11 protein-coding genes and 1 pseudogene are annotated in these 11,977 nt (G+C 71.1%); 4 read left to right on the plus strand and 8 right to left on the minus strand.

Features of this window, described 5'->3' with window-relative positions; all coding sequences use genetic code 11:
- The 6 genes from HY68_RS09925 to HY68_RS09950 form a co-directional block, all read right to left on the minus strand.
- Window positions 1-1,583, minus strand: a 1,583-nt coding sequence (locus HY68_RS09925; RefSeq protein WP_041995569.1) for a glycosyltransferase family 39 protein, incomplete at its 3' end; no start/stop codon positions are given.
- Window positions 1,580-2,944 carry a glycosyltransferase gene (locus HY68_RS09930; RefSeq protein ID WP_078863909.1) on the minus strand — a complete coding sequence of 455 codons (1,365 nt, stop codon included), beginning with the start codon at window positions 2,942-2,944 and terminating at the stop codon, window positions 1,580-1,582. The genes HY68_RS09925 and HY68_RS09930, both read right to left, overlap by 4 nt.
- A 26-nt stretch (window positions 2,945-2,970) precedes the next feature.
- Window positions 2,971-4,545 carry a HAMP domain-containing sensor histidine kinase gene (locus HY68_RS09935; RefSeq protein WP_041995576.1) on the minus strand — a complete coding sequence of 525 codons (1,575 nt, stop codon included), beginning with the start codon at window positions 4,543-4,545 and terminating at the stop codon, window positions 2,971-2,973.
- A 56-nt stretch (window positions 4,546-4,601) separates the two neighbouring features.
- Window positions 4,602-5,357 (minus strand): response regulator transcription factor, encoded by a 756-nt coding sequence (locus HY68_RS09940; protein ID WP_041987063.1) that lies wholly within the window; start codon window positions 5,355-5,357, stop codon window positions 4,602-4,604.
- 76 nt (window positions 5,358-5,433) lie between these two features.
- Entirely contained in the window at window positions 5,434-6,405 is a 972-nt protein-coding gene (locus tag HY68_RS09945; RefSeq protein ID WP_063779704.1) for an amidohydrolase family protein, read from the minus strand.
- Between the two features lie 238 nt (window positions 6,406-6,643).
- Window positions 6,644-7,537, minus strand: coding sequence for a DUF2797 domain-containing protein (locus HY68_RS09950; RefSeq protein WP_041987068.1), 894 nt, complete (start codon window positions 7,535-7,537; stop codon window positions 6,644-6,646).
- Window positions 7,538-7,688: 151 nt separating this feature from the next.
- On the opposite strand from HY68_RS09950, the gene HY68_RS09955 reads away from it, so the two are divergent.
- Together HY68_RS09955 and HY68_RS09960 are read left to right on the plus strand one after the other, a co-directional pair.
- Complete coding sequence (locus tag HY68_RS09955; RefSeq protein ID WP_041987071.1) at window positions 7,689-8,654, plus strand: aldo/keto reductase; 966 nt, start codon at window positions 7,689-7,691, stop codon at window positions 8,652-8,654.
- A 161-nt stretch (window positions 8,655-8,815) separates the two neighbouring features.
- Window positions 8,816-9,163, plus strand: coding sequence for a helix-turn-helix domain-containing protein (locus HY68_RS09960; RefSeq protein ID WP_041987074.1), 348 nt, complete (start codon window positions 8,816-8,818; stop codon window positions 9,161-9,163).
- 6 nt (window positions 9,164-9,169) lie between these two features.
- On the opposite strand, the gene HY68_RS09965 is transcribed toward HY68_RS09960, so the two are convergent.
- Window positions 9,170-9,862: a GntR family transcriptional regulator gene (locus tag HY68_RS09965; protein ID WP_041987077.1), complete on the minus strand. Its 693-nt coding sequence runs from the start codon at window positions 9,860-9,862 to the stop codon at window positions 9,170-9,172.
- A gap of 118 nt (window positions 9,863-9,980) precedes the next feature.
- On the opposite strand from HY68_RS09965, the gene HY68_RS09970 reads away from it, so the two are divergent.
- Window positions 9,981-10,523, plus strand: a complete 543-nt coding sequence (locus HY68_RS09970) for a YbhB/YbcL family Raf kinase inhibitor-like protein (RefSeq protein WP_041987082.1) — start codon at window positions 9,981-9,983, stop codon at window positions 10,521-10,523.
- A gap of 66 nt (window positions 10,524-10,589) precedes the next feature.
- Window positions 10,590-10,937 (plus strand): VOC family protein, encoded by a 348-nt coding sequence (locus HY68_RS09975; protein ID WP_041987085.1) that lies wholly within the window; start codon window positions 10,590-10,592, stop codon window positions 10,935-10,937.
- Between the two features lie 945 nt (window positions 10,938-11,882).
- Here the strand turns inward: HY68_RS09975 and HY68_RS40525 are convergent.
- Window positions 11,883-11,977 (minus strand): annotated as a pseudogene (locus HY68_RS40525) (GntR family transcriptional regulator); the annotation flags it as partial.

The raw sequence follows: 11,977 nt of genomic DNA on the forward strand, positions 1-11,977 counted from the left end.
CCTCCGAAGCCGCCGCCGGGGCCGCCCCGCGCCGACGCGGGTCCCGCCGTGATGATCGACCCGGTGTGCGGCGTACTGACCGTGGACAGCGTGTACGCCAACGGCCCGGCCAGCGAGGCGGCGACGGCGAGGACCGCCACGGCGAGCACCGCGCGCCGCCCGAGCAGGACCGTACCGATCAGGGCCGCCGCCGCGAGCAGCCCGCCCACCAGCACCGCCCAGCGCAGCCACGGCAGGTAGTCGGGGGTCCGGTCGAGGAGGACGTACGACCAGACGGCGGTCCCCGCGGTCGTCACGCTCAGCGTCAGCGAGCCGAGCAGCCGGCCGCGTTCCTCCCACAGGACGGTGGCACCCATCCCGACGAGCGCCGCGATGTACGGGGCGAGCGCGACCGTGTAGTACTCGTGGAAGATCCCGGCCATGAAGCTGAAGACCGCCATGGTCATCAGCAGGGCGCCGCCCCACACCAGGAACGCGGCGCGCGCCGTGTCCGTACGCGCGGCCCTGCGGGTCACCACCAGACCGGCGACGAGCAGCAGCAGCGCGGCGGGCAGCAGCCAGGAGATCTGGCCGCCGACGGTCTCGTTGAACATGCGGCCGAGCCCGGTCTGACCCCAGCCCCTGCCGCCACCACCACCTCCGCCGGGGCCGCCTGGCGCGCCGCCGCCCGGGGCCCCGCCGCCTCCGACACTGCCGGTCTCGTCGCCGCTGATCCGGCCGAAACCGTTGTAACCGAAGGTGAGTTCAAGGAACGAGTTGTTCTGCGAGCCGCCGATGTACGGGCGCGACGACGCGGGCCACAGCTGCACGATCGCGACCCACCAGCCGCCGGAGACCACCAGGGCAACTGTGGCCAGGGCGAGTTGGCCCAGCCTGCGCCGTACAGGGGTGGGCGCGCACACCGCGTACACGACGGCGAGCGGCGGCAGGATCAGGAACGCCTGGAGCGTCTTCGTCAGAAAGGCGAAGCCGACCGCGACGCCCGCCCACAGCAGCCACTTCGTCCGCGCGTCCTCCAGCGCCCGCAGGACGAAGTAGACGGTGGCGGTCATCAGCAACGCGAGCAGCGCGTCGGGGTTGTTGAAGCGGAACATCATCGCGGCGACCGGTGTCAGCGTCAGCACGAGACCCGCCGTCAGCCCGGCGGTCGCGCTGAAGCGACGGCGTACAGCGGCGTACAGCAGCGCGACCGTCCCGACGCCCATCAGGGCCTCGGGCACCAGGATCTGCCAGGAGCCGAGGCCGAAGAGACGTACGGACAGCGCCATCGGCCAGAGCGCGGCCGGGGGTTTGTCGACGGTGATGGAGTTCGCGGCGTCGGACGAGCCGAAGAAGAACGCCTTCCAGCTCTCGCTGCCCGCCTGGACGGCGGCGGAGTAGAAGGAGTTGGCGTAGCCGGACGAGCCCAGGTCCCAGAGCTGGAGCAGCGCGGCGGCCAGCAGGAGTACGAGCAGGGCGGGCCGCACCCAGCGGGCGTCGTCGGCCCTGCCGCGCCAGAGCCGGCCGGCGGCGGACGCGGCAGCGGCGGAGGCGGTGGTCCGGGACGGGCCGCCGTGGCGGTGGGGGGTGATGGTCGTGGTCATCGCGCGTTCCTCGGGTCGGGAGCGTGGGTGTCGACGCGGTCGGTGCGGTCGGGGCTTTCGGCGCGGTCGGGGCTTTCGTGGCTGTCGGCGCCGGCTGTGTGACCGTGGGTCTCTGCCGGAGTCCGGCGGTCGGGGAAGACCCAGGCGCGCAGCAGCAGGAACCGCAGCACCGTCGCGGCGAGGTTGGCGGCGATCAGTACGGCCAGCTCGGTGGAGTGCGAGGGCGAGCCTGCCGCGGCGTCGAGCGCGGCGAGCGAACCGCTGGTCAGGGCCAGTCCGATGGCGAAGACGACGAGGCCCTGCGCCTGGTGGCGGGCGGCACGGTCCCGGCCGCGCACACCGAAGGTGAGTCTGCGGTTGGCGGCCGTGTTGGCGACCGCGGAGACGAGCAGAGCGGCGGCGTTGGCGAGTTGTGGACACAGGGTGGCGCGGAAGAGGGAGTAGAGCAGAAGATAGAAGAGCGTGGACAGGGCGCCCACGAAGCAGAAGCCGACCAGTTGCCTGGCGAGTCCGCCCGGCACTCCCCCGATCCGGCGGTCCCTTGGGTCATCACCGAAGGGCCTCACGAGCCGGTCCAGCGGCAGCGCGCCCATCGCCAGCGCACGTCCCACCCGCCAGACGCCCTTGAGATCCTCGACGGCCGTGGACACGATCCGCACACGGCTGTCGGGGTCGTCCACCCAGTCCACGGGCACCTCGTGGATCCGCAGCCCGGCGCGTTCGGCGAGGACGAGCAGTTCCGTGTCGAAGAACCACCCGCTGTCCTCGACCATCGGCAGCAGCCGTTCGGCGACGTCCCGCCGTATGGCCTTGAAACCGCACTGCGCGTCGCTGAAGCGCGCGGAGAGGGAGGATTTGAGAATGAGGTTGTAGGCCCGGGAGATGAACTCCCGCTTGGGCCCGCGCACGACCCGCGACGACCGGGCGAGCCGGGACCCGATCGCCAGATCCGAGTGGCCGGAGATGAGAGGGGCGACAAGCGGCAGCAGTGCGTTGAGGTCGGTGGACAGATCCACGTCCATGTAGGCGAGGACCGGCGCGTCGGAGTGCGACCAGACGGCCCGCAGTGCGCGGCCCCGGCCCTTCTCCTCCAGACGGCAGGCCCGTACGCGGGGCATCGTCGCCTCTAGTCGGGCAGCCACCTCGGCGGTGCGGTCGGTGCTCGCGTTGTCGGCGACGGTGATGCGGAAGCTGTACGGGAAGGTGCGGGCGAGGTGGTCGTGCAGCCGCCGCACACAGGGTTCGAGGTCCCGCTCCTCGTTGTGGACGGGGATCGTCACATCGAGCATGGGGGCGGTGTCCGCACCGACCGGGAGGTGTTCCCGTGCCGGGAGGGCGCCCCAGGGCGTATCGGTTCGCATGCCGTCGACACTCGCCAAGGGCGCTGTCAGGGCTGTGTGGTGAGGCTGTGCCCAGGCTGTGAGTCGGTGGCTTCGCCGTCCGGCGAACCGGTGCCGGGTGAACCGGTGTCGGCCGGCAGCCGGACCGTGAAGACGGTCCGTCCGGGCGCGCTGCGTACGTCCACGCTGCCGCCGTGCGCGGTGACCACGGCCCGCACGATGGCGAGGCCGAGGCCGGTCGACCCGGCGGCGCGGGAGCGCGAGGCGTCGCCGCGCGCGAAGCGCTCGAAGACGCGTGGCAGCAGGGCAGGCGGGATCCCGGGTCCGTCGTCCTGTACGTCGAGGACGACCCACCGGCCGGCCTCGTGACGTATCCGCGCGGTGACGGTCGTGCCGGGCGGGGTGTGCGTACGGGCGTTGGCGAGGAGGTTGACGAGCACCTGCTGGAGACGGGAGGAATCACCCCGGACGACTGCTGCCGCGGCGGCGGCGTCCGGCAGGTCGAGGCGCCAGTGGTGGCCCTGGCCTGCGGCGCGTGCGTCGCTGACCGCGTCCACGACCAGCGGGGTGAGGTCCACGCTCCCGTACGACTCGCTCGCCGGCAGCCGGCCGGCGTCGAGCCGGGCGAGGAGCAGCAGGTCCTCGACCAGCCCGGTCATCCGCTGCGCCTCGGACTCGATCCGGCCGAGGGCGTGCCGGGTGTCAGGGCCCGTCTCCTCGTCGCCGCGGCGGGTGAGTTCGGCGTATCCCCTGATCGAGGCGAGCGGGGTGCGCAGTTCATGGCCGGCGTCGGCCACGAACTGGCGTACGCGCGTCTCGCTCTCCTGGCGGGCGGCGAGCGCGGAGCCGACATGGCCGAGCATCCGGTTGAGGGCGGCGCCGACCTGACCGACCTCGGTGCGCGGGTCGGCCTCCGCCGCCGGTACACGGACGAGGGGGGCCACCTCGCCGCTGTGCAGGGGCAGTTCGGAGACATGGGTGGCGGTCGTGGCGACCCGGCGCAGCGGGCGCAGCGCCACTCCGACGAGTACGGCTCCGGCGATGCCCGCCGCGATCAGTCCTGCGACGGTGACGCACACCTCGACCAGGACCAGGGTGCCGAGGGTGTTCTGGACGGAGGTGAGCGGTACGCCCACGAGGAAGGAGCCATGGCCGCTGCTCACGTACACCACGCGGTAGTCGCCGTGTCCGGGCAGCGGAAGGGTGTGCGGGGAGCCGTCGCGGGAGACGCCGGCGAGGGCGGTGTTCTGGTCGGTGGTGAGGGGCTGCCCGGCGATACGCGGGCCCTGGCCGTCGGTGTTCTGCTGGGTGCTGATGAGGGCGCGGCTGATGGATCCGGCGTCGGACAGTTCGGCGCCGACCGTGCCGACGGGCGCGCCACCGCCCGTCACGATCTTGAGCGCGTCGTCCCGGTCAGGCAGCAGGACCGGCGCGTCGGGGCCGGCGCCGCCGGGCGGTCCTGCGGCCCGCGCGGCTATCGCGTGGACCTGCTGGTCGAGCTGGTCGTAGAGGTACGAGCGGAAGGCGATCGTGGTGACCGTCCCGATCACGGCGGCGACCACGGCGATCAGCGCGACCGCCGACACCACGAGCCGGGTGCGCAGCGACCAGCGCCTGCGTATGCCGGTACGGGTCCGCGTGCGCGTGGGCGTGCCTGTGCCTGTGCCTGTGCGGCCGGTCACTGAGGTGCGAGGCTCGGCTCGCCGGGCTTGATCAGATAACCGGCGCCGCGCCTGGTGTGGATCATCGGCGGGCGTCCCGCGTCGATCTTCCGGCGCAGATAGGAGATGTAGAGCTCGACCACGTTGGCCTGGCCGCCGAAGTCGTACGACCACACCCGGTCCAGGATCTGTGCCTTGCTGAGCACCCGGCGCGGGTTGCGCATGAGGTAGCGCAGCAACTCGAACTCGGTCGCGGTCAGATGGATGGACTGGCCTGCGCGGGTGACGTCATGGCTGTCCTCGTCGAGGGTCAGATCCCCGACGACCAGCAGTGACTCCGACCGTACGGCGGCAGCGCCGGAGCGCCGGATCAGGCCGCGCAGCCGGGCCACGACCTCCTCCAGGCTGAACGGCTTGGTGACGTAGTCGTCGCCGCCCGCCGTCAGCCCGGCGATCCGGTCCTCGACCGCGTCCTTCGCCGTGAGGAACAGGACGGGCACGTGCGGGAGTTCGCGGCGCAGCCTGCCGAGGACGGCCATGCCGTCCATGTCGGGCAGCATCACGTCGAGTACCACGGCGTCGGGCCGGAAGTCGCGTGCCGAGGTCATCGCCGAGGCACCGTCGGCCGCGCTGGCCACCTCCCACCCCTCGTACCGCAGGGTCATCGAGAGCAGTTCGGTGAGGGAAGCCTCGTCGTCGACAACGAGTATGCGGACGGGGCTCCCGTCCGGCCTGAGCATTTCGGTACGCCCGCGGGGCGAGGTGATGGTCATGCTCCATACCCTGGGGACGCCCTCTGAGAGGGTTCTTGCGCCTTTCTGTGATTTCCCTGAGAAACGTGAAGGGCTCTCAGCCCGCCTGCGGACCGGCCGGGTCCGTCACCGGGTCCATCGCCGGATCCGTCACCGGAGCCGCCACCGGAGCCGTCACGGCGTCGGCCAGGCCGAAGAGCCGGGCGCCGTTCTCGTAACAGACCGCCCGCAGCCAGGGGTCGCCGAGACCCAGCGCTTCCAGGGCCTCCAGCTGGTGGACGTACGGATACGGAATGTTGGGGAAGTCCGACCCGAGCAGGATCCGGTCCCCGAGGTCGGCGAGGCGGCCCCGCGCCTCCTTCGGGAACGGCGCGAAGCCTTCGCCGAAGTCCGTGAAGGCGATGGTCGTGTCCAGCCGCACCTCCTCGTAGAGCGCCGCCAGCTTCAGGAAGCCCGTGTACTCCGGCATCCCCAGATGCGCGATCACGAGCGGCAGCCGGGGATGGCGCGCCAGCAGCCGTGCCACCGGTTCGGGCCCGGTGTACTGTCCGGCGACCGGACCCGAGCCGCAGTGCATCACCACCGGCACCGCCGCGTCGCTGAGCAGCCCCCACACCCCGTCGAGACGCTCGTCGTTGGGGTCGTAAGCCCCCACCTGCACATGCGACTTGAAGATCCGCGCGCCACCCTCGACCGCCTCGCGTACGTACGTCTCGACGCCGTCCTCGGGGAAGAGCGTCGCGGTCTGCAGACAGTCGGGGGTGCGGGCGGCGAAGCCGGCGGCCCAGCCGTTCAGCCAGTCCGCCATGCCGGGCTTGTGCGGGTAGAGCAGCGAAGTGTAGGCGCGCACGCCGAACGCGCGGAGCAGGGCGACCCGTTCGTTCTCCTCGTGCCGGTAGGTGATGGGCCACTCCATCCCGACGAGCGGACCGGCCGACTCGAAGTACTCCCAGACCTTCTTGAGGACGCGTTCGGGCATGAAGTGCGTGTGTACGTCGACGAGTCCGGGCAGTCCGACCCGCGCGCGGAACCGCCGTACGGCCTCGACCTCGGCGTCGCCGCCCGCCACCGTGATGCCGTCGGCCGTGACCGCACCCGCGGTGACCGCGCCCGACGTGATACCGCCCGCCCCAGACCTGCCCGCCCCGGACCCGCCCGCCCCGGACCTGCCCGCCACAGACCTGCCCGTCACAGACTCGCCCGTAATACCGGCACCCGCGCCGCTGACCCCACCCGCCTCTTGATCGTTCATGTGCTCCACCTTCCGACCGGGACCGGCGCCGTGTCCACCGAACGCGGAAGTGAAGTCAAAAGAGCCCGTCCTGCCCGGTGGGAACGACATCCGCGCGCAACTCCCGTACGGGAACGGTCAGCGCACCGCCAGGATCGGACGAGACCAGTTCCCAGCCGCTCATCAGCCGGGTGTCGAGGACGACGAGGCCGCCGTCGGCCGTGGCCAGATGCAGATCGGGTCCGGCGGCGGCGACCAGCCGTCCCGCCACGTGACCACCGTCGACCAGTTCGCCCACCACGCCCGTCGCCGGGCCGAGCCCGTCGAGTCCGAAGGCGTCCGCGTGGTCCACCGCGCCGAACCCGGCACGTTCCAGGGTCTGCGGCCACGCTTCGAGCGCGACCGCGCGGACATGTAGCGCGCCGACCTCGGCCGCCCGTTCGCCGCGCGGCGGCAGCGCCGTACGGACGGCCCGCTTGCGCTCGTACGGGATACGGTCCGGCACCCCGAGCGCGGTGCGCAGCACCTCCTCGGTCCGCCGGGCGGCCATCAGCGGCCCGCGCCCCAGCCAGGAGAAGGTGACGGCGCCCTGTTCCAGCAGCCGCGCCGATCCCCGTGCCTCGGCGGTGATCCCGACCTTCACCAGACCGGGGCCGAACCAGGCGAGATAGACGCGGTAGGGGCGCGGATCGTCGAAGGTGTCGGCGGCGACGGAGTGCGCCCGGTCGAGCCGTGCGCACTCGGGGCACTGCCCGCCGGTGCTGCGTCCCGCCACGACGGCGCCGAGGGGGCAGACGTTGCCCCGGGCGCCGGGGCAGTACCGGCCGCCGACGGCACGAAAGGCCAGCTCACGCCCGTACACCAGCTCGCTGGCACGGGTCCGCACGCGGCTGCCGTCGCCGCTCAGCCACTGGAGCGCGGGCGCCCCGCCGGGCCACCGCAGCCCGGCCGCCCGCCAAGCGCCACTCACGCTGTGCCCCCTCCGTACCGAGGGATCCACTCTAGGGGGCGCGCGGGGCGCGGAGCTGAGCGCCGGAACGCGGCGCAGGACCGATGGCGCTAGCGTCGAAGGGGAGAAAAGCTGCATTTCACCAACCGCCCCGCTGAAGGACGCGATTCCCATGAAGCACGCGAAACTCGCCGACCTCGACGTCGCGCGTATCGGCCTCGGATGCATGGCGATGTCGGCGTACTACACCGGCGCCGGATCGGACGACGCCGAGGCGATCCGCACCATCCACCGGGCGATCGACATCGGAGTGACCCTGTTCGACACCGCCGAGATCTACGGCCCCTACAAGAACGAGGAACTCGTGGGCCGCGCGCTCGCCGGCCGGCGCGACCAGGTGGTGCTGGCGACGAAGTTCGGCGCCCTCTCGCACCGCGAAGGCGTGGACGGCGACCTCGACAGCACGCCGGAGAACATCCGGCTGGCCGTGGAGGGCTCGCTCAAGCGGCTCGGCACGGACCACATCGACCTCTACTACCAGCACCGGGTCGACACGAACACCCCCATCGAGGAGACGGTGGGCGCCCTCGCCGAGCTGGTCGCCGCGGGCAAGATCCGCCATATCGGCCTCTCCGAGGCCGCCCCCGCGACGATCCGCCGCGCGCACGCCACCCACCCGGTCACGGCGCTGCAGACCGAGTACTCCCTGTGGGCCCGCGAGCCGGAGGCGGAGCTGCTGCCGCTGGTACGGGAGCTGGGCATCGGCTTCGTACCGTACTCACCACTGGGCCGCGGCTTCCTGACCGGCGGCATCCGCTCGACGGACCAGCTGGCCGACGACGACTTCCGCAGGACCGACCCGCGCTTCGCGAACATGGCGCAGAACGTCCACATCGTCAACGAGGTCGAGGCGGTGGCCGAGGCGGCGGGAGCGCGGCCGGCGCAGGTCGCGCTGGCCTGGCTGCTGGCCCAGGGCGACGACATCGCGCCCATCCCGGGGACGAAGCGGGTCTCCCGGCTGGAGGAGAACGTGGCGGCCGACGCCCTGACCCTCACCCCCGACCAGCTCGGCCGTCTGAACGCGCTCAAGCCGCCGACGGGCGACCGCTACGCGGACATGACCACGCTCAACAACTGACCCGGGCCTTGCTCCGCGGGTGCCGTGGCGGCGTACCGTTCGTCGGGAAGCGAACGGCGAGCGAGTGACGCGGCGACGCGTACGCGACATACGCGGCGTATGCGACGCACGTGCCGCGCGTGCCGCAGCACGCGACGTATGCGAACGGAGGCACGGACGCCATGGCGGCACCGGAAGCACGGCCCACGCCCCACCACCGCGCACCCCCGGTCCACACGGACCCCGCGGCGGTCACGCTGGAGACCGCCCTCCTGGCCCTCGCCGATCCCGTACGCCGCATCCTGGTACGCGAACTGGCAGCCGCCGCCGACTGGGAACGCCCCTGCGGCAGCTTCGACGTACCGGTCACCAAGGCCACGCTGAGCCGCCACTTCACCGTGCTGCGCGACGCGGGCCTGCTGGAGCAACGCGACGCCGGCGCCAAACGGCTGAACCGCCTGCGCCGCCCGGAGTTCGAAGCCCGGTTCCCGGGGCTGCTGACGCTGGTGCTCACCTCGACCGAGAGCTGAGCGCCTTCACTCCTCGCCGGCGGCGTGGTCGGTCAGCCCGGCGGCGGTCTGGGTGAGGTGCTGGACCAGCACCTCGACCGCGGTGTCGGCGTCACCGGCCAGCGCCGCCTGCTCCAGCCGCCGGTGCTCGGCGACGCCGTCCCGGCCGGGATTACGATGCGCCGACCAGCGGCGGGCCAGCTCGCTCGCTGTCCACATCCGGTCGAAGGTGTCCATCAGGACCGGGTTGTCGCAGCCCTCCAACAGGGTGCGGTGGAAGACCCGATGGGCTTCGGCCCACGCGCCGCTGTAGTACTCGCCCTCCTCCGGGAGGTAGACGGGGGTACGGCTCAGCCGGTGGTGCGCGGCACGCACCCGGGCCTCCCAGCCGACGTCGCCGCGCTCGACGGACATCCGCAGCAGGACCGGCTCGATGGTCCTGCGCGCCTCGGCGATCTCCTGCCAGCGGCGGTCGGAGAAGGCAGGCACGGCGAACCCGCGGTTCGGCAGCCGGTCGGCGAGCCCGTCCCCGACGGCCCGCACCAGCGCCTCACGCACCACGGCCAGACTCACGCCCTGTTCCTTGGCGAGGTCCTGCGGCTTGAGAGCGGCCCCGGGAGCGTGGTCCCCCCGCATGATCGCGTCCCGCAGGCGCACGTAGACCTGCTCGGAGAGCATCTGCTTGCCCTGGGCGGCCGGGGGCTGGGAGGTCTGACTCATGTCGTCACAATAGACGATGGTTTGAATAATCGATTATCACTGCTATCGTCGATTGAGTGAGCCCGGAGCACACCGGACCACACCCGAGCAACGCATCACCCCCGAAAGGAACAGCACGATGACCGCGAACGACCCCTTCGCCCGGCTCCCCGAGGCGGCCACCTTCACCGTCACCAGCACCACCGTCACAGAAGGCTCCGCCCTGCCCCCCGCGCAGCTGTCCGGCATCTCCGGTGTCCCCGGCGGCCAGGACGTCTCCCCGCAGCTGTCCTGGACCGGCGCCCCGGAGGGCACGAAGAGCTACGCCGTCACCGTCTACGACCCCGACGCCCCCACCGGCTCCGGGTTCTGGCACTGGGCGGTCGCCGACATCCCCGCAACCGTCACCGAACTGCCGGCGGGTGCGGGCGACGACACCGGCTCGGGCCTGCCCGAAGGCGCCTTCCAACTCCCCAACGACGCCCGCGCGTCCCGCTACATCGGCGCCGCCCCACCGGCCGGCCACGGCCCGCACCGCTACTTCACCGTGGTGCACGCACTCGACGTCGACTCCATCGGCATCCCCACCGACGCCACCCCGGCAGTCCTCGGCTTCACGATGGCCGGCCACATACTCGGCCGAGCGCTCCTGACCACCACGGCCGAAACTCCTGGCCGATGAGTTGAGGGCTCGCCAGCCGTCTACAGGGGAGAACACCCAAGAAGAGCCCGAGGAAAGGTGATCGCCATGGACGTGGCGCGCGTACTGATGGTCGCACCGGTACGAGACATCGAAGCGGCCGTGACCTGGTACGAACGACTCCTGGGCCGCCCGGCCGACACCCGCCCGATGCCCTCCCTGGCCGACTGGCACCTCACCCCCGGCGGCTGGCTCCAGGTCTTCGAGGACCCCGAGCACGCGGGCACCACCCTCCTGAACCTGGAGGTCCCGTCCTTGGACAAGGCCCTGTCAGAACTCAACACGCGCGGCCTGACGACGACCCCGGTCCAACAGGGCGGCAAAACCACCCGCATCGCCTCCCTACAAGACCCGGACGGCAACCGAGTAACCCTCCTGGAAAACCCAGTCACCTGACACCCCGTCCAGATCCACCTCGACCGCCGGCCCAGAATCGCCCGCAGCCGATCCACCCCACCTCGCCCGATCGGTGAGCAAGGCAGAGCCGACTCCGATCACCGCACCAAGTGCGGCAATGACTGGCGATATCCACTGCATGCCAGGAGAGGTCAGAACCGCCCTCACTGGCTGCTCAGCTTTGTACAGGCAACGCAAGAGGCCCCCCGGATTTCTCCGGGGGGCCTTTGAGCTGCTGTGCACTCGGCAGGATTCGAACCTGCAACCTTCTGATCCGTAGCTCTAGATAGAGCGGTCATGGCAGATCATTTAGGTGATTCTTCGGCCCCGAGCGGTCACCAACAGACGCAGTCGGTTGCTGTCGCTGCTGTACTTCGCTGCTGTACTTCGCTGCTGTACGGCCGGGGCCCAGTGGGGACTATTCAAGACCCCGTTCACCCGCCACGTCGTGCGGCCGCCCGAAGGCCACCTCCTATCCCACCGGATCGGCTTCCGCTTCGGGTGCCCCTCGGGCACCTGTCGTCGGGGCGACTCGGCTCTATGACCGTCATCGCCTGGGGCCAAGTGCTTAGAAGGCCCTTGGCTCATCGGCTGCTGACCTGGTCCCGACGTGCGCGCGTTTCTCTCTTCCGACCTGCGGCGCCGCTACCTGCGACGCGTATTCCACAGCCGATACCCGAGCCGGTGAATGCCGGATCGGCGCATCAAGATCATAAAAAGCGTCATATTTGATGCTGACTTGACTCTCCTAGCCGCGCAGAGTTGCCGTAGCGAGAGCAGTTGTTCGCACCACGACTTGGAGCTGACGGCGATCGGGCAGAACGCAAGGTGCTGAAGCGACCACTTGGGTACTGACTCCGGTTCTCGTGCGCGAAAGCCTGACGGAACCACGCGACCGGAGGAGCTGTGATGGCCAGTCACTGGAGCCGCAACGACACGCAGCGGTCAACGATTGATCGGGATCTCGTAGACGATCTCGCAAAGCGCGGTCGGGACCACGATGTCCGCAGTCTCAACGGGGCGCCCCTGTTCGCTGTAGT

The organism is Streptomyces sp. AcH 505 (genome assembly GCF_000818175.1).
In the GTDB taxonomy this organism is placed as follows: domain Bacteria; phylum Actinomycetota; class Actinomycetes; order Streptomycetales; family Streptomycetaceae; genus Streptomyces.